The organism is Chitinophagaceae bacterium (assembly GCA_016713085.1).
In the GTDB taxonomy this organism is placed as follows: Bacteria; Bacteroidota; Bacteroidia; order Chitinophagales; family Chitinophagaceae; genus Lacibacter.
This window is the reverse complement of the sequence record JADJPV010000002.1, coordinates 1490979-1517516: the sequence shown is the minus strand read 5'-3', so window position 1 is coordinate 1517516 and position 26538 is coordinate 1490979. Positions and strand designations below refer to the sequence as shown.

The following is a 26538-nucleotide window of genomic DNA, read 5'->3' as shown; positions in this document are numbered from 1 at the left end:
AATTGTTTTATGGCAGAGGTTAGCAATAGTAATTTATATCAGTTAACTGCAGGCACTCATGATTTTTCGGGTGCCTGTGTTGTGCTGGTACGTACCGAATGGAATGCGGCCATTGTGGATGAACTGGAAAGAGGCAGCCGAAAGGTATTGGAAGAGTTTGGCGTAAAAGAAGTTGTAACTGTTACAGTACCCGGTGCCGTAGAAATTCCTTTTGCTGTAAAAACGTATTGGGAAAATAAATCAAGACACATCAATACCCGTCCGCATGCTTTTATTACTCTTGGTTGCGTGGTAAGAGGTGGTACACCGCATTTTGAATATGTATGCAAAGCAGTTGTGGATGGTGTAACACAATTGAACATGCTGATTGATGTGCCTGTGATCTTTGGTGTATTGACAGTGGATAATCCGCAGCAGGCTGAAGAACGCATTGGTGGCATACATGGCCATAAAGGTGAAGAAGCTGCTATGACTGCACTGAAGATGATTGTATTGAACTTATCTTTAAAGAAATAACTTGCTTCGCCCGGAAAAAGAAAGCAGGAATGTCTTTTGTTTTTCTTCCCGTCTTACTTTCATTCCGGCATTATAACATTTACACCTTATCTCCTTTATTCATATGAATGTTCAAATATTTATTCCCTGCTTTGTTGATCAGCTTTATCCGGAAACTGCTTTTAATATGGTGAAGGTGCTGGAAAAGTTTGGCTGTACAGTTTCCTACAATACCAATCAAACCTGTTGCGGACAACCGGCTTATAATGCAGGCTTCCAGGATGAATGCAAGGATGTGGCAGGAAAGTTCATGAAAGATTTTGCCGGAACAGATTATATTGTTGCACCCAGTGCTTCCTGTTCCGGATTTGTGCGAAACTATTACAGTAAAATCTTTGACAATTCCTCTGTGCATAATGAAGTAAAAGGAATGCAGAAACGACTGTTTGAATTCAGTGAGTTTTTAACGGATGTGCTGAAGGTTGGAGATGTTGGTGCAAAACTGGAAGGGAAAGCAACTTACCACGACAGCTGTGCTGCATTGCGTGAATGCAGGATCAAAGCTGGTCCACGCAAATTATTAAGTCATGTAAAAGGACTGGAGCTGGTGGAAATGAATGATAATGAAACCTGCTGTGGCTTTGGTGGAACCTTTGCTGTTAAGTTTGATACCATCTCTGCTGCCATGGCCGATCAGAAAGTAAACAATGCACTTGCCACAGGTGCTGAGTATATGATCTCTACCGATCTCAGCTGTTTGATGCACCTTGATGGATATATTAAACAGAAAGGCCACAATCTTAAAACCATGCATCTTGCAGATGTGCTGGCGAATGGATGGTAGTGCATTCAAAATGAAAAATGTGAAATGAAAAATAACAAATGAAAAAGTGGCGGTTCGTCCAACTTTTTTATTCTTCATTCTTTATTTTTAATTCCTAATTTCTTCCTTATGGCTCATTGGTTAGTAAAATCAGAACCGTTTAAATACAGCTGGGAGCAGTTTGTAAAGACAAACAAACCACCTGGGATGGTGTACGCAATTATGCTGCACGCAATAATCTCCGTGATATGAAGAAAGGAGATGAAGTATTTTTTTATCATAGTAATGAGGGATTGGAAATTGTGGGCATTGCAAAAGTTGCCAAAGAAGCTTACCAGGACCCTACAACAGATGAAGAGGCTTGGGTAGTGGTTGATCTGAAACCAGTCCGTAAACTAAAGAAACCTGTAACACTTGTAGAAATGAAAGCAGACAAGCGTTTAGCAAATATGGATCTATTGCGCCTCGGCCGTTTGAGTGTGGGAAAGGTAACAGATGAAGAATGGAAGATTGTGCTTGAGCTGGCAGGGGAGTGAGCTAAGAGTTCAAAAGAGTGAAAAGAGAAAAGAGTTGAGTGTAAACTCAACTCTTTTTTATTGATCATCTATTTATAAAGCTTGAAATATTTTTATTGATAAAAACATCGATTCTCTTTTAACTCTTTCCTTCCTTTGTACTCTTAGCTTTCTTTAACAATTCCGAAAGGTTACTTTTTATTGTTAACAGGTATCAATGTCAGATTCTGTTGCAAAAGAATCTGTTCTTCTCGCAGGATACATCAGCAGTTGAATGATTTGTTTTGCCGGCAATGAATTCAGCAATTCCTCCGCTGCTACTGCATCTTGATTTTCTTTATTCCTCATCAATTAAAAAACATTTCAAAATGAAAAAAATCATTTTGGCTGTCATTTTACTGGCAGCCGCTGGCGGAGCTGTGTATTATTTTCAAACAAAGAAACCTGCTACCACCTCAGTAAGTTCTTATCAAAAGCAATTCTCGGCGAATGGAAAATTGATTCGATTACTTAAAAGACAGCAACAGCATTGGTTTGCTGCTGCTGTCGCTCGATTCTAATCTTACAAAGTATACGTTTCGATTTACTGCTGAAGGGGACATTACACAACTGCTCAATGATAGTATTACACCACAGAAAGGGAAGTATGAATGGAAAGACAGTACCCGGCTAGTTATCATTGAAGGCGATTCATTAACTGATCAGGAAGTAATGCAGGTACTTACGTTTACACCTGAACAATTAAGTTTAATGAGTGCCGATAGTGCAGTAGTGCACTTTAAGAAAAAGAAGTAAACTGTTAAGTCCGGCTGATGAAAACATTGGCCGGACAATTTTATGTAAATCAAAATTTCCTGCATCTGTATAAAAAATAATTTATGAGATACATTCATTTCATCTTCATCGCCTTTTTATTTTTAGCATGCGGCCGTTCTGAATCTTTGAAATACAAAACAGAAGCTGTAGCATTTGCTGCACCTGATACAAAGCAGGAAGAGCAGAAAGAGCAAACGGCTGTTGCAGATACGGCAGCTTCCTTTTCACCTCCTCAGCCTGGAGAACCGGAACAAACAAAGCAATCACCAAATCCTTCTCAATCACCAGCAAGCAAACCCGACTGGAACAGGAAGATCATCAAGACAGCAGCGCTGAATGTTGAAGTAAAAGACTATCAAAAATTCAATCAGCTGGTTCATTCAGCCGCCAATCAATTCGCTGGATATATTGCAGATGAACAGCAAACTGAAACCGAATACAAAATTGAAAATATAATTACCATTAAAGTTCCGGTTGATCAGTTTCAATCGGCAGTGGATTTTCTTACAAGAGGTGACGGTAAGATCAATGAAAAGAAAATCAGTTCTGAAGATGTAACAACACAGTATGTAGATACAAAATCAAGACTGGAAGCAAAGAAGCAGGTTCGACTGCGTTATCTTGATCTGTTGAAGCAGGCAAAAAATATGGAAGAGATTCTGCAGGTGCAGAATGAGATCAATGAAATACAGGAAGAAATTGAAAGTGCTGCAGGAAGAATTAACTACCTGTCCAATGCATCAGCAATGAGCATCATCAACCTTACTTTTTACCAGGTGGTGAATGCTTCTGCAAAAGATGCTGATCATGCCGGCTTCTGGACAAAAACAAAAGAAGCATTTGCAAGCGGATGGAATGGTTTGGGTGATGTGTTGGTAGGCATCGTTTATATCTGGCCACTGCTGATTGGAATTGTACTTGCTGTATTTCTGATCAAACGAATTTCACTGAAAAAGAAAAACACAACACAGGGATAAGCATTCATAAAAAAGTGACCCCGGTAAGTAAGCCGGGGTTACTCCTGTGTTAAAGATTTTCTTTCACCAGTTCAATAAACTCATTTCTGTCAATCATTCTTGCGCCCAAACTTTCCAAATGTTCAGTGTAAACCTGGCAGTCGATTAATACAACGCCTTCCTTTTGTAAATGCTGCACAAATGCAATGAATGCATACTTGCTGGCATTACTCACTTTCGCAAACATGCTTTCACCAAAGAAAAGCTTGCCCATGCGGATGCCATATAAACCACCAACCAGGTTGTTATCCTTCCATGCTTCCACACTTACTGCATAACCGAGTTTGTGCAGTTGAGTATAGGCATCTTCAATTTCAGCAGTGATCCATGTTCCGTTTTGTCCTCTACGTTTTTGTCTGCCGCAGTTACGGATCACTTCTGTAAAAGCTTTGTTCATGGTAATCTTAAACGATCTTCGAGTGAACAGTTGCTGCATACTTTTACTAACATATAATTCTTCAGGAAATATTACAAACCGTGGATCGGGACTCCACCAGAGTGGTGGTTCATCATCATTATACCATGGAAATATACCACTGCGGTAGGCAAGTAACAAACGTTCAGTACTCAGATCGCCACCAATTGCCAGCAAACCATCTGCTGCAGATTGTTCAACTGGGGGAAACCAAAGCTTATCTGTTAATACCTGTAAAGACATGTGTAAAATAACGGGAATGTAGGGAAGAAAAAAATCAGGCAACCACTTCAACTGTTGCGCCAATGCCCCTGTCTGTAATTGCATCGCATAAAGGTTTCAAATCATCATAAGAACCATTCTTAACAGCATACTTGCCTTTTGTATGAATAAACCAGGCACATTGTTCAGCCTGTTCGGGTGAATGTCCGCATACATCAACCAGTGTTTCTATCACCCATTCAAAGGTATTTACCTCATCATTCCACATGATTAAGTGACAGGGATTTTCAACATCTGTGAGTACATCTGTTTCAATCAGTTCTTTGGTATGTGTGGAGAATTTGATCATGCTCAGTGCAAATTTAAAAAACGGCGGCCAGAAAAAATAATTCATTCGTAACCTTCAAGCAACAATTAAGGCCCAAATTTTGTCTAACAATCAACTTAGCCAACAATTTCATGAAATTTCGACTGCTTAACAGAAAGAAAGACACTGATAAGAACCCTCCCGATGGGAAGGCAATCGTCCTGTCCATCAATTCCACCAATCGTGGACTTGATTTTCTTGTTGAGCTTTTTCAGAAAATAAGACCTGCCAATGTAAATAAAACAGAAGAAGCAGAACTCAAGTTCAAAGCTTTGCTGTTCCAGTTGCAGGATGATAAGTCGCTGCTGTTTTCACTCCGCCGGTCACTGCTTTCTCAATTCGTCAACAGTGATATTACAACCGCATTAACTGAAAGCGGACTCATCAGCTCAAGAGGATTTATACAGGAACTGATTTCAAAAGTGAAACATAAGTTTCTCCCTGCATTATTGAAGCCAACAGATTTTTTGTTTGTGGTTGAGCAGATCTTTTACAAAAAAGATGATTATGTGTGGATGGAGAATATTGATGAAGATTTGTGGGTCAGGTTTTTTGAAATGATTGGTATAGAAGTGAATCTTTCAGAGCCGCAGCTGATCAATCAGCTGTCACAATCAATGCAGGTATTGTCGTACCGCCTGTCGATGATGGGTTTGGAAAAAGAAGTAACCCGGCAGTATGAAAAAGTGAACGATGCCACTTTCCCTTTTTTGGAACAGAACCGTTTGGTAAACCTGCTCATTGAGAAAAAGCAGAAAACCTATCATGAACAGAAGAAGATTCTGGAAGGTATTGCTGAAGCATTGCACAATTGTTTACAGAGTATTAAATGGATCAAAGATCAGCGCAAAGAAGTGGGTACAAGTCTTGCAGAAACATTTTTGCTGACACGCATGGAGCAGCATGTGGAACGTATCTTCATGATCATTGATGCGCTTGATAACGATAACCACTTCAACACAAAACGGTTTATTCATTACTTCATAACTGTTATAAGGAACCAGAACAGGAAAAACAGTTTGGGTGAATTCCTTTCGCAGAATTTTGGATTATTGGCTTACCAGATATCTGAGCATGGTGGCAAGCGTGGCGACAGCTTTATTACAAAAACAAAGAAGGAGTTTTATTTACTTTTTTTAAGCGCATTGGGTGGGGGTTTTATTATTTCATTCATTGCTATTACTAAGAATCTTCTGGGTAAAGTTGTTGTTGCACCTTTCTGGCATGGTGTATTATACAGTACCAATTACAGTATTGGATTTTTATTGATTCAGTCAACCGGTTCAACACTTGCCACAAAACAACCGGCATTTACGGCTTCAGCAGTTGCCAGTTCATTAGACAGTAATAAACTGCAGGGCAGGCCCGATCTGAATAGCCTCGCCACAACCATAGCGCAGGTCTCCAGGAGTCAGATAGCTTCATTCGCAGGTAATCTTCTCGTGGTTTTTCCATTGACCTATTTACTGGCGATGTTGTTTTTTGAAGCAACCGGAGCGAAGATCGCAACAGGCGCAGAAGCTCTTGGATTATTAAATGCACAGCATCCGTTTAAAAGCCTTGCTTTATTGTATGCCTGTTTTACCGGCTTCTTTTTGTTCTTGAGTGGATTGATTGCAGGCTGGGTGGAGAATTATGTGGTGTATGCACAGTTGCCGCAACGCATCAGGTTACATCCTTTCCTGCATCATAACCTTGGGAAAAGGCAAATGCGCTGGTTGATTGATATGGTTGAAAACAGGCTCGGTTCTGTTGCAGGCAGCATATCACTTGGTTTTTTCCTTGGAATGGCATCTTTTTTCGGAAAAACATTTGGAATCCCTTTCGATATCCGTCATATTACTATCTCCGCAGGTAATACAGCCATCGGCTTTTTTGGAATGGAAGGCTTGGTTGATTACCGTTTTTTATCAATCATTCTTCTCGGAGTTGCATTGATCGGTTTCCTCAATTTCTTCGTAAGCTTTGGTTTTGCATTTTATGTGGCCGTAAAATCAAGAGGAATCAGGCTGAAAGAATATCCTGAGTTCTTAGGGATATTATGGAGATATATGAAAAAGAGGCCTGCAGATTTTGTACGGCCACCGAAAAATGCAGGAGTATAATCAATGCGGTTATAAGAATGTACAGGTTGATTTCTCTTCAAAAAAATATCTGGAAAAGTCTGAAAAAAAGTTTTTCCGAAAACGATCATACCCTTATCTTTGCCCTCCCAAAAAGGGAGCATAGCTCAGTTGGTTCAGAGCATCTGCCTTACAAGCAGAGGGTCCGCGGTTCGAGCCCGTGTGCTCCCACAATAGCTTCGGAAATTTTCCGAAGCTTTTTTGTTTATGTACAGTTTCTATATTTTATTCTCTGCTTCTGCCAACAAATACTACATTGGTCATACCGGTGATCAGATGGAGGAACGACTTCGTAAGCATAATTCCAATCACAAAGGATTTACAGGTGGTATCGGCGATTGGGTTATTGCTTATACCAAAATCTATTTAACAAAGAGTGAGGCTTACAAAAGAGAACGGGATGTAAAAAAATGGAAAAGTAGAAAACTTATTGAAGAACTTATTGCTAATGAAGGATAAACTCACTTTGTTTAGAGCATCCCGATTTTCAATCGGGAGGGTCCGCGGTTCGAGCCCGTGTGCTCCCACAGAAAAGACCCCGATAAAATCGGGGTCTTTCTTTTTATATCTGCTTCTGTAATTTTTCTGAACAAAGTGCCAATATAAAAGGACTGGCCTTTTTGGTAATTTCTCTTATTCCAGCACCATGCATTGATATCCATGATTATTCATGACTTCAATAACTTTTTCAGGGATGATATGACTGGCTTCCACTCTCAGTATTTTATCACAATCATGCATGTCAAAATTAATCCTGCTTTCATTGAAGTGCGTGACAAGCAGGGCCAGCATCCGCTCAGCCTGTGTACGATCAACTACATTTGTTTTGAATACCTCAATCATACTGTTGATTTTTTTACTCATGAGATAATAATTTTATGACTGTGGAAGTTTTGGTTCGTCCAAGTATAAAATTTCAGGGGTGAAAAATCTATTGTATTTCTCAGATCCTTTCCCGGCAGATTAACAAATATTTTGGTTGGCATGATGTATTCTTTAATGATGATTGGTTTACTGTACTTTAAAACAGTTAAACAACTATTGTTCTGCCAGTTGTTTTACATTTTCCAGTGCTTTTGGCCAGATGTTTTCAAACATATCTTTAAATTCTTCGGTGATATCCATATCAATATGTAACTCTGTTTTATTGCCGGCTTCTTTCAGTGTATAATTTTCTTCTGAACCCGACCATACTTTTACTCTTTCACTGGTTGTGTCTTCAATTCCATTCATTACTTCACCCAAATGCTTGAACGACATAAATTCATTTGGCTTATTTACTGCCACCATGCTCACCATACCCTGTCCTTTCGGATCAAGAAATAAAACCTTGGTTCCTTCTTTCCAGTTATCAGTTACAGCATGAGAACCTTCTGTAAATGCACTGGTCCATTTTCTGTAACTGTTTTCATCCCAAAGAACATTCCACACTTTTTCTTTTGGGGCATTAATGCTGGTTGAGAAACGAAGCTTTTCCATTTGTGTAAGGTTTATAAATGAATAATCAGCCAGGCTTTTACTTCTGACCTTCTTTCTTTTTGTTTAAATAATACTCCCTTTGTTTTTTATCTAATTTTTCAATGGAGTAACGAAGTAAAGTGCGGGGCATCGAGGCTGAATACTTATCTAAAAATTCCAGCAGTTTTTTCCTGTCTTTATCACCTGCAAAACGCAGCATCCATCCAGTTCCCTTATGCACTAAATCTTCTTTGTCTTTCAACAGCATCTCAGCAATCTTAAACGTATCATCTGTTTCGCCCTGCCTGATGAAATAACAGGTGCTGAGGATCGCTGTTCTCCGTTCCCACATATTTTTTGAACTTGCCAGCTTGTAAAGAACTTTGCGTGGCTTATCAAACAAATAACTGCCTGTCATATGCAAACATCCCAAATCAACCAGGTCCCAGTTGTTGATCCTGTCGTGGCGTTTCATGTACAGTGTATAAAATTCTTTTCTTCTGCTCTCCGTTATTTTTTTACTGCGTGATGCCTTGTCCATAATACTCACTGCACCTGCTCTAACTTCATGAATGGGACTCTCCAGTAATTTTTCAATCTCCCTGATGGACATTTCACTAAACTCTTTTGCCAATGCAAAAAGGCTGCCCATTTTCACACCTATAAACTGATCGCCTTCCCCATACTCACCTTCACCCGATTTAAAATAGCGCTGTATCTTTTTCAGTTCAGTTGCCGATTGCATCTTTGTTAACCGTTCAACAAATTGCTTTGCAGTAACATCAACTGATGTTTTACTGACTGTTTTCGCTGTTTTAACGGTTGGCATTGGTTACAGATGTTAGTGCTCTTAAGCATTCTCTAAATCAGCGATAATAATTTTTTTCATTTTCAGCATAGCCTGCATTACCCGTCCTGCTTTTACAGAATCTTTATCACTCAATAATTTTCCAAGTACAGGTGGTACAATTTGCCAGGATAAACCATACTTATCTTTTAACCAGCCGCACATACTTTCCAGTCCGCCATTGGCTGTAAGCTTTCCCCAGAGCTCATCAATTTCCTCCTGTGTTTCACAACTCACCACAAACGAAATGGCTTCTGTGAATTTAAACATCGGGCCACCATTTAATGCAATAAAATCCTGCCCATTGATTTGAAAGACTACTGTTAATGGCTTGCCTCCCGGCCCCGGCGCTGCGCCTGTTTTTTTACCATCTTTAAAAACAGAGATATAGAAATCAACGGCTTCTTCCGCATTACCGTCGAACCATAAGAAAGGAGTGATCTTTTTGCATGTATTATTATTTAAGACGATTAAGAATTGTTTTTACTTTAAAGCGGTTAAACTTTCTTTGTTTTTTTCAGCTGTTCTTTTTCAAGATTCATTTGTACCCTGAATTTTACGATCTGTTTAATGAGTGCAAGAGGAAGTGATTTATCAAGCGGAAACTGAACTGCACCCTTCGATCCTTTATAAACAGACAGCTCTTTTTTAAAGGCTTAAATTCCTGAACCGGTGGGGTAGAAGCCAATATGATTTTTATACGCTGCAAAATATACCAGCATACCATTATAAGTATAAGCGGGCATCTGGTAGCTGATCACTTCCTCTGCCTTTGGCGCAGCGGCTTTAATGGCAGCACGGAGTTTCTGCAGCATTGCCTGCACTTCAGGAGGAAACTGTTTAATATATGCATCCACATTTACAGGTGCTGTTTTATTCATTGCCATTTTATTCGGTTTATATGTTCAGCAATCTGTTTATTTTTTTTCAAGATTCGCTTTCAGGTTTTCGAAGTTCTGCTCCATATCTTTCCCCACTAATTTGTTCATGAACGGGTTCATAATATTCATGGGATATTTTGATTTGCCGGTGAACACTGTTGATACTTTTGTGTTACCGCCATCAACCGCACTTACAGTGGTGGTTGCATAATTCGTTCCTTCAAATGGTTTTTTAAAACGGATTTCCACTTTCATACTTTCTCCTTCTTTCAGTTCCATAATTTCCTGCGCACCAACTCCCACATTCTTATCATCACTTGACCAGGAAGAGATAAAACCAACTGTGCCATCAGTGCCTGTGTACACAATATTGATCTTTGGATCTCTCATTACCCATACACTGTAATGTTCCTGGTTCCTGATCATTTTCAGGTAATCAAACACTTCCTGTTTTGGTTTTTGAATGATGACCTGTTTTTCCAGCCTAAACTCTTTTTTTACAAAGAGGGCAATCAAAAGAATAAGTGCAATAATGCCAACAATAAGGAATAAGATGTAGCTGAGAATTTTCATGTTAAATAGTTTTTGCTGATAAATGGCTGATAGTAAAGTATTAATTTTTTACTGTTCTTTTTCTGCTGAATGGAAATAAAGGATGAATAATTGGGGCAGCCTGATCAGCGGAAAGAAACTGCTTAAAAAAGGGCGGCACAGCCCGATGTTTAGTCCGGTATATTATTGGCTTCATGATCGCTGGTTGAAAGGTGATTGTTTCACAGTAAAGTTAATTCTATACCTGAGGAAATCCGGGTGCTTCTAACGTCAATATTGGGGGCATTTGCGACAAATAATTTTTTATCTTACAGTTTAAATAAGTCAGATATGATAGAGGTTGGAATCATCATTGTTCATGAATACCGGTTGCTGAGTATTGCTGCTATTCTTGATGTGTTTGAAGCCGTGAATAAAATTCAGAAGGAGAAGGGGCTTCCGGGTCAATACAACATCACGCTGTTTTCACTGCCGGGTGCAGAGCCTGTTACTTTTCATGGCTATGAAACAAAACCTATTCATGGAAGAAGTAAAACCGGAGCTGATATTGATTCCTTCTTTCTCAACAGAAAATATTCAATTGGCTGTCCAAAAAAGTGCAGGATTTATTCCATGGTTAATAAAGCAGTACCAGGCTGGAGCAGAAATTGCCAGTTTGTGCAGCGGTGCATTTTTATTTGCTGCCACGAAATTGCTCGATGGAAAAGTGGCCACCACGCATGTGGATGCAGGCAGCGGATTTGCCGCCGCTTTTCCTGAAGTAAAGTTGAGAGTTGATAAAACGGTAACACAGGACGGCCGGCTTTATACCAGCGGTGGTTCCACTTCTTCTTTTCATTTGTTACTGCATCTTGTACAGAAGCATTGCGGAAAAGATATGGCTGTACGCATTGCCAAAATCTTTGCCATTGATATGGACAGGCATAATCAATCTTATTTCAGCACCTTCCGTCCATCGCACCAGCATAACGATGAACTGGTGGCACTTGTGCAGCAGAAAATTGAAACAGGTTATCATGAAATTGAAACCATTGAAGCAGTCATCAAAGACATTCCTTCGAGCAGGAGAAATTTAGTGCGCAGGTTTAAACAGGCAACAGGTATTGCACCCATTGAATACCTGCAGCAAACCCGCATTGAAGCATCGAAAAAATTACTGGAGCAAACCAGCCAGCAGATGACGGAGGTAATTGCACATACAGGTTACAACGATCCCAAAGCATTCCGCAAAGTATTCCGCAAGATTGTGGGAATGACGCCGACTGATTACAGGGAGAAGTTTCAGATAAAGTAGGTTCGTTCATTAACCGATAAGAAAAAATTTATGTTGTCTGCTCTTGTTTTTCATGGCATCAACTGTTGCCACGCTCGTTTCACAGTTCCGTTTTCATAGCATCTTTTTCTGCGTGGCAGTTTATACTGAGCTTAGTCGAAGTATCGCACTCTTGTAAGTTCCATATTTCATAGCAGCAGGAAAACCGGTCGGCACCCAATCGGTCTGAACGATTTATTCAACAGTGGCATTATATTTCCAAATGCACCGTTCGTATATTCACAAACTCGAAAAGTTTTTTTAAGGTTGTAATTTCAATTGATTGATTTTCATGTCCTTTTTCTTTTGAGGACTGCATCGTATATCATAAATTAGCGTATTGTAGGCTACTTTATGACATTTACTCTTCAACAATTAACTAAGGACATAGTCAATGTTGACGTTGCAGACATTTTATCCTGTTGGCAATGGCGTTTGACTGAAATGCAAGCTATAGTGACCATTTCATGTTTAGGAGATATTTTTTATTGGGTCATGACAATGCTATTTACTGGCTTCAAACTGATAGTGGCGACTTAACTAAGGTTGCTGAAGATCTGCAACAGTATCAACAATTCTTGGACGACGAAGAAAAGACTGATAATTGGTTTCTTCCTTCACTTATCGAAAAATTATTAATTGCAGGAAAGGTTTTAAAGGATAACGAAATTTATAGCTATAAAAAATTACCAGTTATTGGTGGTGAATATTCTATTGAAAATATTGAACCTACCGACATGCGTGTTCATTTTGCATTCAGTGGTCAGATATGCGAGCATATAAAAGATTTGCCTGACGGAACTAAAGTAAAAATCAAAGTTGAAAAATAACCCATCTGGCGCAGGCCTCAACGCCCCGGTTCGTGACTCACGAACCGGAAGTTGTTGCTTAAAATTGGTTCGTGAGACACGAACCATGGCGTGAGTGTTTTTAGCAACTAGTAAAACTAAGATAGCTAAAAGAATTATCGTTGCAAATACGAACACAATGCATACCGAAGGTTTTTCTGCAAGGCCAGTAAAATAAAAAATACTATTCCCTGAATTCTCCCTGGTTAATTAGCTTTTCATCAAATTCTTTTTGACCAATGGTTAACCCGTAATAATAGTTGCCGATAAATTTAAAATCTTTTACGATCGCATCTTTAAACATTGCTGATTCTGTTAAGCAATTTTTTATCAGTGCGCCTGTTAGATTGGTGTTTCTTAAATCAATTTTCTTAATGTTGCAATTGAGGAATTGTGCATTTGTTAAGTCACTTCCTCGGAAATCAAGATATAAAAAACAATTCTCAAAAATAATATTAGAAAAATCTTTGTTGGTAAATCCGTCTAAGTATTCAAAGTCTAAGCTGGTAAAATATCTTTCACCGTCTTCGTATGCTTTATAGAATTCAATTTTTGTCATAACTAAAGGTTAATAATCTACTCGTAAACTTTAAGTAGACTCCAATGCTCTTTTATCTTCTTCCCGTTTGAAAACTCGTCTAACCAATTTTTCTTAAACTTTGGGTTCATGTTTAATGTATCAGGCAGGTAAGTCAACTTATATTGAGGCGTAATCCAAAAAATAACGAAGTCGCCGATGTCACTTCTGTAAGAAGTTCCAATAAAATCAAATTTATCTTTTAAGGCAGTTAACTCAGCGAATTTTAAAAAAGGGTCTTTGTTTGGGAATAAATCTTTTGTTAAAAGCGAAGTGTCATTTATATGATCTTGTCCAAGGTTGTCAACCTGCAGAATTCTTATTATTGTGTCGTTTCGTTGAAAAAAGTGTATTGGTGATATCTTGATGTGTCAAAGAAAAAGATGATACAAAATCATTAACGAAATTCAACGGTAAATAAACAGTCAGAGCAATGCTATCATGATTTACTTTATAAGTACATGAATAAAGTATAGTATCTGCTGAAAGCCTTTGCCAAAAGTCATGGTCTCCTCTTCGTCCGTAACTGTATTCCTTTAAGAGGGTTAATGAATTGCCGTCAATATTGTTTGCGAGGTTTAGAGCCGTTTGTTCAGCGATTTTATCTGCATGAACCGAAGTGTTACATTTAATATTAAATGTAACACTTAAAAATGTTGCTATGTAAAATATAAAACGTCTCACAATCTTGAAGGAAACACTAAGATAGGTAAAAGAAATGTCGTTGTTCATGCGAGGCAACGACGGCGGCGTGTTTTTTCTGTAAGAGCAATAAAGGGAAAAATAGCAAGTAAGTTTGTTCAATGCTTTATCGGTAGGTAAGGATACCGGCGATAAAGTAAGACCTGACGAAGGCAGAAAAGCAGAAAGTTATTTAGCAGGAAGATTCTTTTTCTTATAAGTGAGATAGTAAATAATAAAATCCAGCTCATTTTCTGACATGGATTTTTCAGTAAGCTTTTCAGTATGTTCTTTATTCGTTTGCCTGAAATTCCGTTTGTAAGTATCCAGTTGCGCAGGGGTGAAATCGGGTACAACTGTTTTTCCGTTTGTTTTTTTGTTATGACAATCAGCGCAGATGATTTTGTATAATGCCTTCCCTTTGTTATACCGTTCAAGAAAATTCGGGATCACTGAAGGGCTCATGCCAATGGGTAAATCGTATTCAACTTTTTTCTGTGTGGCACAGGCTATTGCAAAGAAACTAAACAGTATGGCGAGTTTGTATTTCATTGTTATTAATACTCTCCGCCAACTTTTCGTTTATTTAATTCCCTGTTTGCAGAAACAGGTAAGCTTTGCGGCGGATGGTCAAAGATAACTTTTTCAGTGAGCGATTTCATGAAAGCAAGTAACTGACTTTTTTCAACAGCTGTGAGATGCAGGAATCAGCTGCCAGTGTTTGATTGGGAACAGTGAGCTTATGACCTGCACCGCCGCCGCCTTCATAAAAATCAACTACTTCTTCCAGCGTTTTAAAAACACCATTGTGCATATAAGGTTTTGTATTCCCCGTATTTCTTAAAGTAGGGGTTCTGAATGCATTCATTGTTTCAGGTGCTGGATTTTTTTCAAACCTTCCTTTGTCTGTGCTCAACGCTTTAAAATTAACATCAGCAGGAACACCAATTACTTCAAATTCATTTTCAACATAAGGCGGTTTCATACCACTGAATGTTGGAACAAAATGACAGGTTGCACACTGGGCCTTGCTCATGTATAAATTAAATCCGCTAATGATGTCATCATTTAATTTCTGCCTGTTATTAAAGGCTTCATCAAAAGGGGAGTAATATTCGCTGAATTTTCCGTAATACATTGTAAGAGCTGATGCAATATGTTCAAACGTAATCTCCGTTTCCTGTGGCGTGTAGCTGAGCAATTTTTTAAAAGTCTTTTTATAGGTGTTACAGCTCAGTATTTTTTCAGTACTTCTTCTTTACTTCCCAGTTCAATTGGATTGGTGATAACTGTATGTGCCTGTTCCTGCAGGGTAAGAACTTTTCCATCGAGATGCAGCAGGTGGTAATAGATTGAATTAAGCAGAGTGGGGGTGTTCCTGGTTAACCGTTCTTCATGATTAAACTGTATAGCTGTGCTGATGGCAGTATCAGTAAAAAATTCTGTTGACTTATGGCAGGAAACACAACTGCGTTGATTGTTACCTGAAAGAATGGGATCGTAAAACAGAAGTTTGCCAATGCTGTCGATTTCTGCCAATACCTGCGGGTCATTAATTCTTCTGTAAATTCCTTTTGTGCTTTGAGCAAAGAACAATGATTTGTCAAAAATTGAAAGGGTTGAATTGTTCAGGGTAAAATCAACATAGCTTTTTGTGTATACATGATACTGTATTATCAACTGCTGGTTTAATGCAAACAGTGGATTGACATAGTCCCTGATAAATGTAAAATGATCAAACTTTGTAAAATCTTTTTCCTGGTTCTGTACAAATGTTATGGCTTTGCTGTACAGGCTGAGATAATTTTCTGTAAGAGGAAAGGCAATGAAAGTTTCATTGTAAGCAGAGTAAATTTCAGTTACATCCTGCAGCATGTTTTGCAATTCGGGAATGATCCGTTCTTTATCGGGGCACTCAAATCCGGTAGTATAGAGAGAAGCAAGATTTAACAGGTAAAGTCTGTTGCATAAATAGAAGCTGTTATGTGTGTTGAGATTGACTGTTGTTGAGTCTGCCCTGAATGTTTCTTCTGCTTTGATTGAAAGCTGTATCAGCGACAGCAAAGAATCTTTTTGAACATCATCGCTGTTTAAATAATTCTCTGCATTAATAAGTCCGGCACCTTCACGTTTATGCGGCTGTTCATATTTTTCAAATACCTCTGTTTCCCATTCAACAGGTAAGGGCCCGTTGATGCTTCTGTAAATGGTAGGATCAAGGTAACGCAGCCAGAAGTCAATCGCTTTTAATTTTCTGCTGGCAGTTTCAATTCCTGTAAGAATTTGCTGATGTGCAGAAGAATCGGACAGATCATTTTTTGCAATAAGGCTGTACAGTTTTTGCTGTTCATCAGAAAACAGATTCAGTTTTTGGTTATAAACAGAACGGTAGGTGGAAACAGGATTGCTCCGAAACGCAAAAACAGAAATGAATGCAAGAAGGATGAATAACAGTACAGTTTTTTTCATGGGCATTTTAACTGGTTATCCGGGTGCTGTGCTTTTACGGCACCGGTCTTTTCAGCAGATGAATGTTTGGTCAAAGATAAACCGGAAAATCAACATTTTATTGTACGGAAAAGGTCATAAAACGGCAATGGTTCGTGTTTTACGAACCATTGCAGCAGAATTTCAGAAAGGAGCAAAGTTTTCAGGCTTCAGGAATGCGTTTTCAGTTTTTTATGATAGAAGATACAGGACAATGTTCCGGGTGTAGATGGCAGCAGCATAAAAAATCATAGAGGTATCTAAGCTATTGATTGCAATTACTGAAAAAGCAGCGCCAATTTATTGTTTATTTGTCAGTTGATCATAATGCAGTAACCAGTGATGACCAAACTTATCAGTAAGGTCACCAAATAATGCACCCCAGAAACTGAGTTCTAAGGGATGATCCTGTTTACCTCCTTCCGATAATTTTGTATAAAGCGTTTTTATTTCTTCTTCGCTGCTGCAATTGAGAATCAGTGAAACTGAATTTCCTTTGGTTAAGCCGTTTTCGCCTACCATATCAGAAGCCATAAGGGTGGCTGATCCACTGGTTAAGGTTGAATGCAGGATGCAGTCCTTCATCTGTGCAGGCATTTTATCAGCCAGCGGCGATTCGCCAATGGTTTGAAAATTGAGCTCACCGCCTAAGCAATCTTTATAAAAAGTCATTACTTCCCTGCAGTTACCATTTAAAGTAAGATAAGAGTTGATCTGTTTCATTTCTGTTTACAGGGATTATGCATTTGCTTCTGTATACTTTTTGAAATTATCAAGAATGCTCTGCCATCCTCCCTTTTGCAATTCAATTGAATTTTCAGTTTCGGCTTCAAAGGTTACTGTTACAACTGTTGAATTGCCACTGCTGTTAAATAAGATCTTTGCTTTTCTGTTATCGCCCAATGTGTAAGCAATCAGTTCATTTGATTTTACTTCATCATAGATTCCCCAGAAATCGAAACCGAAACTTCCATCTTTTGCTTCCATGCGTGAAAGGAATTTTCCTCCCACCCGTAAATCATTTTCTGCATGAGGTGTATGCCAGTCGGGGGAAGCGTTGTTCCATTTTTTAATGTGTTCGGGAGATGTATAGAATGACCATACTTTTTCAACCGGTGCCTGTACGGTTGCTTCTACTGTGATTGATGTTCCTGTTTCCATTGTATTTTTTTGGTTGTGAAAATCAATCCCTGTTTCAACAGTACAAAGATGCGGAGCCTCCGTTGAAAATAAGCTGTACAAAATGGACAATAAAAGGGTGTTTTACGACAGTATCTTCTTTTATCTTTACAGCAACCAACCATTTTGCCAAATGAAAAATGTGAGCATTCTTGTTCCGGAAAGTTCGGTCATGCAGGCCATTGCTGATCCTCAGTATTTATTTTCTGCCGTTAACCAGTTCCTGGCAGCATCCGGTAAAGAACCACTGTTTCATGTTGAATTGGTGGGAGCTACAAAAGAAGTAAAGATCAACGAAGGAATTTTTTCTGTACATACTGATAAGCAACTGAAAGACGTAAAGAAAACAGATATCGTTTTTATTCCTGCTTTGTTTGGTGATATGCAAACAGCCATTGACAAAAATAAAATACTGATACCCTGGATCAATGAACAGTATGAAAATGGTGCAGAGGTTGCTTCTCTCTGCGTAGGAGCTTTCTTACTTGCTTCAACAGGTTTGCTCAACGGGAAAAAATGTTCAACACACTGGGGCTTTCAAAATGAGTTCAGGGAAATGTTTCCTGAAGTAGAAGTAATTGATGGAAGCATTATTACTGAAGAACATCGTCTTTATTCAAGTGGCGGCGCCAACTCTTACTGGAACCTGCTTTTGCATTTGGTTGAAAAATATACCGACAGGGAAACAGCAGTACTGGCTTCTAAATATTTTGCAGTTGATATTGACAGAGACAGTCAAACAGCATTTGCTATGTTCAAAGTGCAAAAGAATCATTCAGATGCTGCCATTAAAAAAGCGCAGGAATATATTGAACAGCATATCAGTGATAAAATTGCAGTTGATGAATTAGCCGATCTTGTTGCTGTTGGCCGCAGAAGTTTTGAGCGCCGGTTTAAACAGGCAACTAATAATTCAGTGCTGGAATATATTCACCGCATTAAGATAGAAGCGGCCAAGCGCAGTTTTGAAACAAGCCGAAAAAATATGAATGAAGTAATGTTTGATGTGGGCTATACCGATACAAAAGCATTCAGAACCGTGTTTAAAAAAGTAACAGGGTTAACACCCATTGAATACAGGAATAAGTACAATAAAATTCCGGTGAAGAATTAGTTGTTTTTCGGAAATAAATGATTCTTCTGTCAACAGGTTCAATTCACTACTTTAATATAGCCGAACCCTTCTGCCTGTTTTTTTACCAGTTCGTAAAGACCATCAGGAACTGTCAATACACCGGGTAACAATTGACTTTTTCAATGTTGTGTACTTTCATGGCCTGCTGGCAAACCACAAAGCTTGCTTTTTTTTTCAGCAGCAAGTTTTCTCAGATCATTTGTTACAGACGATTTTTCCTGCACAACCATATCAAGTGATTTTCCATAGAACACAACCTCAATTTTTGCATCGGGGTTTGAACTGATGATCATGTTGATCCAGCGGATAACACGCTGATGAACTGCTGTATCGGCAGTAGTAATGTCAAATACTACATTGTAAGGTTTTGACTGGGAAAGAAGTGTACTGCTGAAACACAGGCATATTGCGGCAATCAGTATTATACGTTTCATAAAAGATTTTTTAGAATGTATAAATTAAAACATCTGCCTGTAAAAGCAAAGTGTTCAGCAGGAATAATTTGACGGTATTTAAGTTCAGGCAGTTACTCAATCCTTGTTAGTGTCATTTCCCAATTCCATTCCCATGTTTTTCCATGATCAGTTGAAAATGCCTGCGACCATTTTGGGTGATCAGGATTTGCAGTATCCCATTGGTAGAGTACTACAATCTCTTTTTCATTGAAAACATCATTGGCATAAAACTTTCCCAATCCATTTTCAAAGAACCGGTAACAGGATGTTCATCCATTGTTGCTCCATTACTGTCTACCCAGTAAATTGTCCACAGGTTTGTTTTTGCATTAAAAGACGGATAGCCATACCTTCAAAAGGCTTGCCGTCAAATACGGCATAGTAGTTTTCTACATTACCGGTTCCGGCAAGGGTTTTCCGCATATGAAGTTCCGATTCAAACTCTGCCCATTCATTGCTGTTGTTCAACCTTGTTTTTAATTTACGGTTATGTACTTTCCATTTGCCTTCTAAAAAATCAAAGTCGTTTTGTGAAGAGCTGGCTGATGGCTGAACAGGGAAGTTTATTGCAGCAGCAGTTGCAGATTGTTCCATTGTGTTTGTATTTTAATTTTGCTTACAGGCTGTAAGCTGTGTGATTGAAAAAAAGAGTAAATAATAGCAGGTTGATGTTGGTTTGTATCATATTGTTTCTTAAATGAGTCAGAAACAAACATACATGCGGGCACTGACAACCCTATGGCAGTGTCATTTATTTTTTTAAAATAATTGGATGTATTTTTCTATAGTACAGTGTTTAACAACAGAGAGTGGTTTTCTGCTGTAAACAAATCAGAAATAATCTTCACCTTAAAATCCCTGTTTGCTTTTAAATCCTGTCTAACACTTCTTTTGTCAAATCACTTTCTGCATCGCCGGTATTTAAAGTTGTTGCTGGTTCAAACAGCATAACAGAAACTTCCTGTTCAGCCACCGGTCTGTGTTCAACTCCTCTTGGTACAATTAAAAATTCATGTTCGTTTATTACAACTGTTTTATCCCTGAACTCCATGTTGAAACTTCCCTTCAGTACATAAAATAGCTCATCTTCATTATCGTGTTTGTGCCATACAAATTCTCCTTTAAATTTTACCAGTTTTACGTGTTGTCCATTCAGCTCGCCGGCAATTTTCGGGCTGAAATAATCAGAGAATAAGGAAAGCTTTTGTTCAATGTTTACTTTTTCTGTCATGATGATAGTATGATTGATAAAGTTAAATGATTCAGGACTCAGTCGGGCAGGCATCCAACAACAGAGAAGGTTACAAAATGTGGAATGGTATTGTCACCAACTTTGTATTTTGAGACATTGATCAGCTTTTGTACAAGATAGAAATTTTTTGTTTTCAAATTCCCCGATACAATTGGGGCAGGATCAAATGGCATCAAGTGATCCTTCGGAACACTTGCCAGAGGGATTTGTTAGCGGTTGTTTGTCTGTCCGCAATAGGTTTTTATCATATCTTCTGCATCGTTTCTGTCTTCGTCATTCAATGCAAATTGTTTTGCTTTAAAAAAGTACTCACATGCTTTGTCAGTGTTGCCACTTCTTATGTAAATCGTTCCTTGCCAAGACATACAATTACTTTTCTCTTCATAATTGTCGTCAACTAGTCTCTGAAAGTCCGTAAATGAACTTCTAAGACTGTCCATGAAATATTTTACTTGTGCTCTTTGGTATAAAGCTACATGATATGACACTTGTGTCCTTGTTTCTTCGTCTGGATAAGGCAGGTCTTTGTTGTAGCTAATGACAAAGTCGCCATGTGTCTGTAGTGCTATTACTTTATTGAAATCGGCTAGGGCTTCTTTATATTTTTTTATTTGTAAATAAGCAAACCCTCTGTTATAAAAAGCTAATTGAAGTTTACTGTTTCGATTAATTACTTCGTTATAAATTTCAATGGCTTTGTCGTACTTCTTTTGTTTATTAAGATTATAAGCCTTGTCCAACAATTGCTCATTGGTCTGCTTACAGGAGGTAAGAAGTGAAAAAAGTGATATGATGAAAAAAAATGGTTTGAGGCGCATTTTATAATAACTGCTAACACCTTGCTTGGGGTTATAATTTCTATAAAAATCTGTTCATTATCAAAACAATTTAATACAAACCCATCCACAAAAAAAGGACTTCAAAAAGAAGTCTTCATTATTCAGTTTGTAGAAAAACCTGTTTCTCCGGCCAACTCAACTTCACTGTAATCTTTCACTACATTATACAATGTATCACGTTCAACGGGTTTGCGTTTTACCTGTTTAATCAATGCCACCAATTGTTCAGTGGTCATAGCAGGTGATTGTTCTTCGCTGCCAGCCATGCTGTAAATTTTTGTGGTATCATCAATTGTTCCGTCAATATCATTTACTCCAAAAGATAAAGTCATCTGTGCATTATGTCTTCCAAGCATTGGCCAGTATGCTTTCAGGTGAGGGAAGTTGTCTAAGAACAATCTTGCAATGGCATACATCTTCATGTCTTCCACTACAGTACTTTCTGCAATATGGCTCATATCATTATCCATGTTACGGAACTTCAGCGGAATGAAAGTCTGGAAACCATTTGTTTCATCCTGCAGATTGCGTAAGCGGTTCATATGATCAATGCGGTGCCAGTATTTTTCAACATGTCCGTAGAGCATGGTTGCATTACTGTGCAGCCCAAGCTTATGTGCTGTTTCATGAATCTTCAGCCAGCCATCTCCATCTACTTTATCAGCACATATTTTTTCACGGATCTCGGGGTGGAAAATTTCTGCACCACCACCGGGTATAGAATCCAGTCCGTGACTGATGAGTGTTTTTAATCCTTCTTCCACACTCACTTTTGCTTTGCGGAACATATAATCATATTCAACAGCAGTAAATGCTTTGATATGTATTTCAGGACGGTGATCTTTAATTGCTTTTAATAAATCAGCAAAAAACTGCAGATCCATTTTAGGATGCACACCACCTACAATATGTACTTCAGTAACGGGAATACCATCATACTTCTGTACCATGTGCAGCATCTGTTCAATACTCAGTTCCCATCCTTCTTCTTTTTTTGCATATATCTTGGAGTAAGAACAAAAGTTACAGCTGAACACACAAAGGTTGGTGGGTTCTATATGAAAGTTGCGGTTGAAATAAGTGGCATCGCCATGCAGGCGTTCACGCACATGATTGGCCAGTGCGCCAAGAAAGGGGAGACTTCCTTTTTCAAATAACAGTAATCCGTCGGCTTCGGTAATGCGTTCTTTGTTATAAATCTTTTCAGCAATTGCCTGTAATGAACTGTCTACACGGTTGCCTTTGATCAATGCTTCTAAACCTGTTTCCATTTGTTTTTTTTTATTCCGTCCGACGAGGGCGTCAGACGGGGCGTGAACTTCCCGCAAAGTTACGCCGTGAGCAGTTTCGGTAAGGCATCTTTTCTCCACGTCTTACTGATTGCTGTCAGGCCTTCATCTGACCTTACTCTTAATTTATTTTCAAAACTTTTATCGTTTGGGTTTCTTTGGCCCTGTATACAATCTGCACTGTGTAGATACCACTGCTGAGAGCGCCGAGATTTACTTCGAGGTAACTGGGGCCAAAATTATTCCCGGGTATGCCCATTGCTATTTTCTTCTGCCAAACCAATTGCCCGATGTGATTGTACACATTGATGTATTCAATATTGAGCGGTTGCTGGTAATACTGCAGTACAAAGCTTTCCTGAAAGGATTGGGAGTAATCATGATTCCCTTTCGTTTCAAATTAGGGTTGGCATCTTTTACAGTGATATTGATATCATCGATATAAATATTGTTCTCGTAATTGGTTGTATTCTTAATGACGGCCTGCACATAGTCGGCAGTTGAACTGGAAAAATCACCAAGGAATGCAGTATCCATTCTCCATTGACCGGCGGTTGGAACAAAGGCCGTCTTGATTCCAATATTTCCGGTTGTTACCAGGTCTTTGCCCCATTTCTTATATACACTTGTATAGCTTAATCCGCAATCAGAAGTTACCAGTACTTCCAGTGTGTCGGTTGGATTGAATAAAGAATCAGGCGGACTGTAAGTTGCTGCTGCTACCTGGAATGTGAGGAAGGCAGAATCTTTTCCTTTTACAGGGATCAATGGTAAATACATCCAGTCGGTTGAACCATTCAATGTATAATCAAAGTTGTTGATGAACATGGATGCATTACCTGTTTTGGCTGCTGCTGTTGTGCGTTCCCAGGTAATGTCTGCATCAGTATTAAAACGTTGCCAGTTGTTGGGAGGGAAGCTGACATTTTCAAAACCTTCAGAATACGGAAGCGTAACTAATGGAAAAACCACCCCGCCAAGATGCCCCGTATCATTCGCCACTTTCTGATCAACAGCTCCGTTTGGATAGGATGTATATACTATGAGGTTACTGTTTGTGCCGGGGTTCAGTGTCATTGAATTGAGAATAATATCAGCAGTTGCCTGCGGTGCAATTGTACCTGTCCAGTTGGTAACTACTGCTGCACCTGTTCCAAATTTTGCTGAGATGGTAAGGCTGGTAATATTATCTGTTCCCACATTCTTAATAGTAATGAGTGGTTTATAAGAACTGCTGCAGGTAAAAATCAAATCGGTTGTATTTCCGCAGAGTTCATAATAAGCATCTCTGAATTTTTCAAAACGTACATCCCTGTTCAGTGAAGGAAGCGGAGTACATCCATCAGAGCTTGTTAACGCCAGCATCCAGGGAGTAGAAAGTAAAACAGCTTCCATGCGGTTGTATTGTTCTGGTGTGTACATCACCATGGCACGGTCATCAACATAATCCATATAATTCATCCACATAATGCCGGGTGCGGTTGCTGTACATGAATCTGTAATTATGCTGTCTGCAGCGGGTGCTCCGAATGTGCATTTAACTTGTTTAGGTGTATCTCCAATGCCGTCTTCATCCTGGCAGTTCTGTGCGCCATCACAATTGTTAGGACCCCAGATATGATTGAGATCGAAGAAGTGACCAATTTCATGTGTAGCTGTGCGACCGAGATTAAACGGAGCCTGAGCAATAGATCCTCTGCCGAATGAACGGAAACTGTTTACAAATCCTCTTTCAACTAAAGGAATTACAGAAAGTGGATCGGATGCAAAAAAGGTATAACCCAGAAAACCGGAAGGCATCTGGCAAACCCAGATGTTGAGATATTTTGTTGGATCCCATGCATTGCTGCCGCCTTTGCAGGTATACTTCACCGGATCATTATCGCCTGGTGATGAAATGGTGGAAGAAGTAACACGAACAATTCCATTGCTTGCATCTCCTTTAACATCTCTGCGGGCAAGACAAAAGCGGATATTACTTTTTCCAAACAATGGTTTGAAGGCAGCAGGAATTCTTGTTGAGTCAGCATTTAATCCTGCATAATCTTCATTCAAAACATCTATCTGCGATTGTACCTGTGCATCAGTTACAGTTGCGGGGTTTGATAAAACAACATGTACAACTACAGGAATTGTATAAGTGGCATTGGTACGCTGAGCTATTTTGATCTGTTGAAAAGCCTGCAGAGTTTTTTGCCTGTTCTGCTCCATTTCTTTTTTTAGCGATGGATACTTTTTGATGAGTTCATCCATTACTGTTTGTGTGCCGCAGCGGTGATTGCTTCCGGTTGGTACAGATGGAGCCTGCTTTTGTTTTTGTGCGGATCCGGAAAACATTAACAGGGAAAAAACAAGGGAAATACAAATACCTTTCAATGTCATTGATAATAGTTAATATGTGTGAATGTACGACAGGAATTAAAAAAAAGATGCATGTATCCGGTTAAGACATGGGCTTTGCCGGTAAACGCTGCCCAAACGGGAATAATCAGTGACTGAAACAGCATGTGTAAGTTTAATGACATTGAGCAGTCAGACAGTACAATATTCTAAAAACAATTATCTTTCCTTTTTATAGAAGAGGATATTTACAATCAAAACCATTTTGTGATGAGTATAAAGTTTCGTCTTACGATTTTGAGTTTTTTAGAATTCTTTATCTGGGGTTCATGGTTGATTACAGTTGGCGCTTACTGGTTTCAGAACAAACAATGGTCGGGTGCTGAGTTTGGTGCCATCTTTTCCACCATGGGTATTTCAGCTCTCTTTATGCCAACCATCACAGGAATTATTGCTGACCGGTGGGTAAATGCTGAACGTCTGCTGGGAATCTGTCATATCATAGGGGCTGTCATTCTTTTTTTGATTCCGACTGTTGATAATCCCACAACCTTTTTCTGGGTGATGCTGCTGAATATGATCTTTTACATGCCAACCATTTCACTGGCGAATACAGTTTCTTACACAGCATTGAAAAATGAAAATAAAAACATCATTAAAGATTTTCCGCCGATCAGGGTATGGGGAACCATTGGTTTTATTGTGGCGATGTGGATTGTAAGTCTGTTGCATATTGAAACATCTGCCAGCCAGTTTTATGTGGCATCTGTTGCTTCACTGTTATTGGGTGTTTATTCATTCACCTTACCAAAATGTCCTCCTTTATATGTGATTGAAAAAGGCAGATCATTTGTTGATACATTTGGTTTAAAAGCCTTCTCACTGTTTAAAGATGTGAAGATGGCCATGTTCTTCATTTTTGCGATGTTGCTGGGTGCTGCGTTACAATTAACCAATGCTTATGGCGATACCTTCCTGCATGACTTTGCAAAAGTAGATGCTTATAAAGATGCCATTGCTGTGAAGTATCCGGCCATCATCATGTCTATTTCGCAGATGTCAGAAACGGTCTTTATTCTTGCCATACCATTTATGTTGAGGAAGTTCGGTATTAAGAAAGTGATGCTGTTCAGCATGTTTGCATGGGTACTTCGTTTTGGATTATTTGCTTATGGTAATCCTGCTGAAGGTTTGTGGATGATTGTTTTATCCTGCATTATTTATGGATTGGCATTCGACTTCTTTAATATTTCCGGTTCATTGTTTGTTGATTCGCAATGCGACAGTAAGATCAGGGCCAGTGCACAGGGTTTGTTCATGATGATGACCAATGGATTTGGCGCATTGCTCGGAAGTTCTGTAAGTGGAGTTGTGATTGATAAGTTTTATACACTGAGTGATGGATCGAAAGACTGGCATGGCATCTGGATTGCTTTCTCTTTATATTCACTTGTTGTTGCAGTTGCATTTGGTTTATTGTTCCGTCATAAGCATGATCCAAAAGCACTGGAAGCTGTACATCATTAATGATATTAAAAGCATAAAAAGAGCGGATCATTGATCCGCTCTTTTTTTTCGATGTCTGCTCATCCGCCAACTGGCGGATGACTGTAC

General features: G+C 38.9%; 28 protein-coding genes, 2 tRNA genes and 4 pseudogenes. 14 read left to right on the top strand and 20 right to left on the bottom strand.

What is annotated here, in order from left to right:
• Positions 1-9: 9 nt before the first annotated feature.
• The 6 genes and pseudogenes from ribH to IPK31_19525 all read left to right on the top strand — a co-directional run bounded on the left by ribH (position 10) and on the right by IPK31_19525 (position 3626).
• Positions 10-516: a 6,7-dimethyl-8-ribityllumazine synthase gene (gene ribH, locus IPK31_19550; protein ID MBK8089931.1), complete on the top strand. Its 507-nt coding sequence runs from the start codon at positions 10-12 to the stop codon at positions 514-516.
• Positions 517-619: 103 nt separating this feature from the next.
• Positions 620-1339 carry a (Fe-S)-binding protein gene (locus tag IPK31_19545; protein ID MBK8089930.1) on the top strand — a complete coding sequence of 240 codons (720 nt, stop codon included), beginning with the start codon at positions 620-622 and terminating at the stop codon, positions 1337-1339.
• 108 nt (positions 1340-1447) lie between these two features.
• A pseudogene (locus IPK31_19540) lies at positions 1448-1854 on the top strand (EVE domain-containing protein).
• A 347-nt stretch (positions 1855-2201) separates the two neighbouring features.
• The gene (locus tag IPK31_19535; protein ID MBK8089929.1) at positions 2202-2393 is read left to right on the top strand and encodes a hypothetical protein; all 192 of its coding nucleotides are present in this window, start codon (positions 2202-2204) and stop codon (positions 2391-2393) included.
• Positions 2368-2628, top strand: a complete 261-nt coding sequence (locus IPK31_19530; protein ID MBK8089928.1) for a hypothetical protein — start codon at positions 2368-2370, stop codon at positions 2626-2628. The genes IPK31_19535 and IPK31_19530 overlap by 26 nt, the downstream gene beginning before the upstream one ends.
• Positions 2629-2711: 83 nt before the next feature.
• Positions 2712-3626, top strand: a complete 915-nt coding sequence (locus IPK31_19525) for a DUF4349 domain-containing protein (GenBank protein MBK8089927.1) — start codon at positions 2712-2714, stop codon at positions 3624-3626.
• 49 nt (positions 3627-3675) lie between these two features.
• Here IPK31_19525 and IPK31_19520 read toward each other — a convergent pair whose 3' ends face one another.
• Together IPK31_19520 and IPK31_19515 are read right to left on the bottom strand one after the other, a co-directional pair.
• A complete protein-coding gene (locus IPK31_19520) occupies positions 3676-4323 on the bottom strand; it encodes a leucyl/phenylalanyl-tRNA--protein transferase (protein MBK8089926.1) in 648 nt (215 codons plus the stop codon).
• Between the two features lie 34 nt (positions 4324-4357).
• A complete protein-coding gene (locus tag IPK31_19515; GenBank protein MBK8089925.1) occupies positions 4358-4651 on the bottom strand; it encodes an ATP-dependent Clp protease adaptor ClpS in 294 nt (97 codons plus the stop codon).
• Positions 4652-4761: 110 nt separating this feature from the next.
• Between IPK31_19515 and IPK31_19510 the strand changes: the two genes are divergently transcribed.
• The 4 genes from IPK31_19510 to IPK31_19495 all read left to right on the top strand — a co-directional run bounded on the left by IPK31_19510 (position 4762) and on the right by IPK31_19495 (position 7317).
• Positions 4762-6774 (top strand): hypothetical protein, encoded by a 2013-nt coding sequence (locus IPK31_19510; GenBank protein MBK8089924.1) that lies wholly within the window; start codon positions 4762-4764, stop codon positions 6772-6774.
• 114 nt (positions 6775-6888) lie between these two features.
• A tRNA-Val gene (locus IPK31_19505) sits at positions 6889-6963 on the top strand.
• Positions 6964-6999: 36 nt separating this feature from the next.
• Positions 7000-7251 (top strand): GIY-YIG nuclease family protein, encoded by a 252-nt coding sequence (locus IPK31_19500; protein ID MBK8089923.1) that lies wholly within the window; start codon positions 7000-7002, stop codon positions 7249-7251.
• Positions 7244-7317: transfer RNA gene (locus IPK31_19495), tRNA-Glu, on the top strand. Before IPK31_19500 ends, IPK31_19495 begins: the two co-directional genes overlap by 8 nt.
• A gap of 108 nt (positions 7318-7425) precedes the next feature.
• Here the strand turns inward: IPK31_19495 and IPK31_19490 are convergent.
• The 6 genes and pseudogenes from IPK31_19490 to IPK31_19465 all read right to left on the bottom strand — a co-directional run bounded on the left by IPK31_19490 (position 7426) and on the right by IPK31_19465 (position 10551).
• Positions 7426-7635 carry a hypothetical protein gene (locus IPK31_19490; GenBank protein MBK8089922.1) on the bottom strand — a complete coding sequence of 70 codons (210 nt, stop codon included), beginning with the start codon at positions 7633-7635 and terminating at the stop codon, positions 7426-7428.
• 195 nt (positions 7636-7830) lie between these two features.
• Positions 7831-8271, bottom strand: coding sequence for an SRPBCC domain-containing protein (locus tag IPK31_19485; GenBank protein MBK8089921.1), 441 nt, complete (start codon positions 8269-8271; stop codon positions 7831-7833).
• 37 nt (positions 8272-8308) lie between these two features.
• Positions 8309-9079, bottom strand: coding sequence for a DNA alkylation repair protein (locus IPK31_19480; protein ID MBK8089920.1), 771 nt, complete (start codon positions 9077-9079; stop codon positions 8309-8311).
• 21 nt (positions 9080-9100) lie between these two features.
• The gene (locus IPK31_19475) at positions 9101-9568 is read right to left on the bottom strand and encodes a VOC family protein (protein MBK8089919.1); all 468 of its coding nucleotides are present in this window, start codon (positions 9566-9568) and stop codon (positions 9101-9103) included.
• Between the two features lie 26 nt (positions 9569-9594).
• Positions 9595-9984, bottom strand: a pseudogene (locus IPK31_19470) (DUF1801 domain-containing protein).
• Between the two features lie 30 nt (positions 9985-10014).
• Positions 10015-10551: an SRPBCC family protein gene (locus tag IPK31_19465; protein MBK8089918.1), complete on the bottom strand. Its 537-nt coding sequence runs from the start codon at positions 10549-10551 to the stop codon at positions 10015-10017.
• Between the two features lie 309 nt (positions 10552-10860).
• Between IPK31_19465 and IPK31_19460 the strand changes: the two are divergent.
• Positions 10861-11824 (top strand): annotated as a pseudogene (locus IPK31_19460) (helix-turn-helix domain-containing protein).
• Between the two features lie 506 nt (positions 11825-12330).
• Positions 12331-12672, top strand: coding sequence for a DUF1851 domain-containing protein (locus IPK31_19455; GenBank protein MBK8089917.1), 342 nt, complete (start codon positions 12331-12333; stop codon positions 12670-12672).
• A 202-nt stretch (positions 12673-12874) separates the two neighbouring features.
• Here the strand turns inward: IPK31_19455 and IPK31_19450 are convergent, their stop codons facing one another.
• The 5 genes and pseudogenes from IPK31_19450 to IPK31_19430 form a co-directional block, all read right to left on the bottom strand.
• Positions 12875-13249 carry a pentapeptide repeat-containing protein gene (locus IPK31_19450; GenBank protein MBK8089916.1) on the bottom strand — a complete coding sequence of 125 codons (375 nt, stop codon included), beginning with the start codon at positions 13247-13249 and terminating at the stop codon, positions 12875-12877.
• An 888-nt stretch (positions 13250-14137) separates the two neighbouring features.
• The gene (locus tag IPK31_19445) at positions 14138-14500 is read right to left on the bottom strand and encodes a hypothetical protein (protein ID MBK8089915.1); all 363 of its coding nucleotides are present in this window, start codon (positions 14498-14500) and stop codon (positions 14138-14140) included.
• A gap of 5 nt (positions 14501-14505) precedes the next feature.
• A pseudogene (locus tag IPK31_19440) lies at positions 14506-16417 on the bottom strand (cytochrome C peroxidase).
• A gap of 318 nt (positions 16418-16735) precedes the next feature.
• Positions 16736-17158: a VOC family protein gene (locus tag IPK31_19435; protein MBK8089914.1), complete on the bottom strand. Its 423-nt coding sequence runs from the start codon at positions 17156-17158 to the stop codon at positions 16736-16738.
• Between the two features lie 15 nt (positions 17159-17173).
• The gene (locus IPK31_19430; GenBank protein MBK8089913.1) at positions 17174-17596 is read right to left on the bottom strand and encodes an SRPBCC family protein; all 423 of its coding nucleotides are present in this window, start codon (positions 17594-17596) and stop codon (positions 17174-17176) included.
• A 151-nt stretch (positions 17597-17747) separates the two neighbouring features.
• On the opposite strand from IPK31_19430, the gene IPK31_19425 reads away from it, so the two are divergent.
• A complete protein-coding gene (locus IPK31_19425) occupies positions 17748-18728 on the top strand; it encodes a helix-turn-helix domain-containing protein (GenBank protein MBK8089912.1) in 981 nt (326 codons plus the stop codon).
• Between the two features lie 140 nt (positions 18729-18868).
• On the opposite strand, the gene IPK31_19420 is transcribed toward IPK31_19425, so the two are convergent.
• From IPK31_19420 to IPK31_19390, 7 genes are all read right to left on the bottom strand, one after another.
• A complete protein-coding gene (locus tag IPK31_19420; GenBank protein ID MBK8089911.1) occupies positions 18869-19183 on the bottom strand; it encodes a hypothetical protein in 315 nt (104 codons plus the stop codon).
• Positions 19184-19275: 92 nt separating this feature from the next.
• On the bottom strand, positions 19276-19443 hold the full coding sequence (locus IPK31_19415) for a hypothetical protein (GenBank protein MBK8089910.1): 168 nt from the start codon (positions 19441-19443) through the stop codon (positions 19276-19278).
• A gap of 55 nt (positions 19444-19498) precedes the next feature.
• Positions 19499-19798 (bottom strand): hypothetical protein, encoded by a 300-nt coding sequence (locus IPK31_19410; GenBank protein MBK8089909.1) that lies wholly within the window; start codon positions 19796-19798, stop codon positions 19499-19501.
• A gap of 274 nt (positions 19799-20072) precedes the next feature.
• Positions 20073-20435 (bottom strand): cupin domain-containing protein, encoded by a 363-nt coding sequence (locus tag IPK31_19405; GenBank protein ID MBK8089908.1) that lies wholly within the window; start codon positions 20433-20435, stop codon positions 20073-20075.
• A 230-nt stretch (positions 20436-20665) separates the two neighbouring features.
• Positions 20666-21274, bottom strand: a complete 609-nt coding sequence (locus IPK31_19400) for a tetratricopeptide repeat protein (GenBank protein MBK8089907.1) — start codon at positions 21272-21274, stop codon at positions 20666-20668.
• Positions 21275-21396: 122 nt separating this feature from the next.
• The gene (mqnE, locus tag IPK31_19395) at positions 21397-22566 is read right to left on the bottom strand and encodes an aminofutalosine synthase MqnE (GenBank protein ID MBK8089906.1); all 1170 of its coding nucleotides are present in this window, start codon (positions 22564-22566) and stop codon (positions 21397-21399) included.
• A gap of 279 nt (positions 22567-22845) precedes the next feature.
• Complete coding sequence (locus IPK31_19390) at positions 22846-24966, bottom strand: choice-of-anchor J domain-containing protein (GenBank protein ID MBK8089905.1); 2121 nt, start codon at positions 24964-24966, stop codon at positions 22846-22848.
• 228 nt (positions 24967-25194) lie between these two features.
• Here IPK31_19390 and IPK31_19385 point away from each other — a divergent pair, with 228 nt between their 5' ends.
• Positions 25195-26451, top strand: coding sequence for a nucleoside permease (locus IPK31_19385; GenBank protein ID MBK8089904.1), 1257 nt, complete (start codon positions 25195-25197; stop codon positions 26449-26451).
• Positions 26452-26538: the final 87 nt, after the last annotated feature.

Excerpts from the sequence above, each read along its gene's own strand:
- ribH (MBK8089931.1), top strand. The coding sequence starts at position 10 with ATGGCAGAGGTTAGCAATAGTAATTTATATCAGTTAACTGCAGGCACT.
- IPK31_19545 (MBK8089930.1), top strand. The coding sequence starts at position 620 with ATGAATGTTCAAATATTTATTCCCTGCTTTGTTGATCAGCTTTATCCG.
- IPK31_19535 (MBK8089929.1), top strand. The coding sequence starts at position 2,202 with ATGAAAAAAATCATTTTGGCTGTCATTTTACTGGCAGCCGCTGGCGGA.
- IPK31_19525 (MBK8089927.1), top strand. The coding sequence starts at position 2,712 with ATGAGATACATTCATTTCATCTTCATCGCCTTTTTATTTTTAGCATGC.
- IPK31_19520 (MBK8089926.1), bottom strand. The coding sequence starts at position 4,323 with ATGTCTTTACAGGTATTAACAGATAAGCTTTGGTTTCCCCCAGTTGAA.
- IPK31_19515 (MBK8089925.1), bottom strand. The coding sequence starts at position 4,651 with ATGATCAAATTCTCCACACATACCAAAGAACTGATTGAAACAGATGTA.
- IPK31_19510 (MBK8089924.1), top strand. The coding sequence starts at position 4,762 with ATGAAATTTCGACTGCTTAACAGAAAGAAAGACACTGATAAGAACCCT.
- IPK31_19500 (MBK8089923.1), top strand. The coding sequence starts at position 7,000 with ATGTACAGTTTCTATATTTTATTCTCTGCTTCTGCCAACAAATACTAC.
- IPK31_19490 (MBK8089922.1), bottom strand. The coding sequence starts at position 7,635 with ATGATTGAGGTATTCAAAACAAATGTAGTTGATCGTACACAGGCTGAG.
- IPK31_19485 (MBK8089921.1), bottom strand. The coding sequence starts at position 8,271 with ATGGAAAAGCTTCGTTTCTCAACCAGCATTAATGCCCCAAAAGAAAAA.
- IPK31_19480 (MBK8089920.1), bottom strand. The coding sequence starts at position 9,079 with ATGCCAACCGTTAAAACAGCGAAAACAGTCAGTAAAACATCAGTTGAT.
- IPK31_19465 (MBK8089918.1), bottom strand. The coding sequence starts at position 10,551 with ATGAAAATTCTCAGCTACATCTTATTCCTTATTGTTGGCATTATTGCA.
- IPK31_19450 (MBK8089916.1), bottom strand. The coding sequence starts at position 13,249 with ATGACAAAAATTGAATTCTATAAAGCATACGAAGACGGTGAAAGATAT.
- IPK31_19445 (MBK8089915.1), bottom strand. The coding sequence starts at position 14,500 with ATGAAATACAAACTCGCCATACTGTTTAGTTTCTTTGCAATAGCCTGT.
- IPK31_19435 (MBK8089914.1), bottom strand. The coding sequence starts at position 17,158 with ATGAAACAGATCAACTCTTATCTTACTTTAAATGGTAACTGCAGGGAA.
- IPK31_19430 (MBK8089913.1), bottom strand. The coding sequence starts at position 17,596 with ATGGAAACAGGAACATCAATCACAGTAGAAGCAACCGTACAGGCACCG.
- IPK31_19425 (MBK8089912.1), top strand. The coding sequence starts at position 17,748 with ATGAAAAATGTGAGCATTCTTGTTCCGGAAAGTTCGGTCATGCAGGCC.
- IPK31_19420 (MBK8089911.1), bottom strand. The coding sequence starts at position 19,183 with ATGAAACGTATAATACTGATTGCCGCAATATGCCTGTGTTTCAGCAGT.
- IPK31_19410 (MBK8089909.1), bottom strand. The coding sequence starts at position 19,798 with ATGGAACAATCTGCAACTGCTGCTGCAATAAACTTCCCTGTTCAGCCA.
- IPK31_19405 (MBK8089908.1), bottom strand. The coding sequence starts at position 20,435 with ATGACAGAAAAAGTAAACATTGAACAAAAGCTTTCCTTATTCTCTGAT.
- IPK31_19400 (MBK8089907.1), bottom strand. The coding sequence starts at position 21,274 with ATGCGCCTCAAACCATTTTTTTTCATCATATCACTTTTTTCACTTCTT.
- mqnE (MBK8089906.1), bottom strand. The coding sequence starts at position 22,566 with ATGGAAACAGGTTTAGAAGCATTGATCAAAGGCAACCGTGTAGACAGT.
- IPK31_19390 (MBK8089905.1), bottom strand. The coding sequence starts at position 24,966 with ATGACATTGAAAGGTATTTGTATTTCCCTTGTTTTTTCCCTGTTAATG.
- IPK31_19385 (MBK8089904.1), top strand. The coding sequence starts at position 25,195 with ATGAGTATAAAGTTTCGTCTTACGATTTTGAGTTTTTTAGAATTCTTT.